The organism is Veronia pacifica (assembly GCF_001707825.1).
Lineage (GTDB): Bacteria > Pseudomonadota > Gammaproteobacteria > Enterobacterales > Vibrionaceae > Veronia > Veronia pacifica.
The window spans coordinates 1-755 of record NZ_LYBM01000113.1; the positions used below are offsets into that span (position 1 = coordinate 1).

The window sequence follows — 755 nt, forward strand, 5'->3', positions numbered from 1 at the left end:
GCCGTATTGTGGTACGCCTAATCGTCCGTATTGCGGCGGTGGTGTTGTTCCCGGTTTACACCATCTTATCCAGAAGCTGCTGTTTTGCGCCTTAGGTACTTTCCATCACTGTCATATCGGTTTTCCGTGTGCGCCATTTTTACAAGGTTATGGTGCGCCCGGCGCAGGGGTGGGCTATACCCCGCTGAAACCCGGTGACAGCATGAATTGGGCCGGTGGCACGCCTTTTTTTGATGAGAGAACAGGTCAGTACCGTAATCCTTTCATGCCCGGTGGCAATCCCTTTTTTGGTGGCGGACATTATCCATTGGGTATGTTTAACCAGAATGTGGCGCGCGCGGCGCAACACCCTAAACTGCCTGATGATTTCCCACACAAGTGGCACGAGTTGCCGCCTGAGCTCCAGAAGAAACTGAAAGACCCAGAGAAACTGGCTGGTTTCAAAAAAGACTGGGATGGATTGAATGAGAACATCAAAAAAGGCCAGCGGACCAACCAGAAGGCCCTTTTAGAACAAGGATGGATCTTTGGTGGTGCTGCTGATGACAAAAACTGGGGTAAGGGTAATACATCAAACTGGCTCAACTGTTGGTACAAACCCAAGGCAGGTGGCGGAAATGACGACAGCCATAGTGGCAGTACAGAGTTTGAGAAGAAAAAAACTAACTCTCCACTGACGTTTGATCTGAATGGCAATGGCAAAGTGGATACCACGGGCATCAGCAAGGCGTATGACCTAGATGGCGACGGCAAGT

1 protein-coding gene is annotated in these 755 nt (G+C 50.5%); it reads left to right on the top strand.

Annotation, left to right across the window (positions count from 1 at the left end; genetic code table 11):
- Positions 1-755: hypothetical protein (locus A8L45_RS24840; RefSeq protein ID WP_175402080.1), on the top strand; the 755-nt coding region annotated here is incomplete at both ends.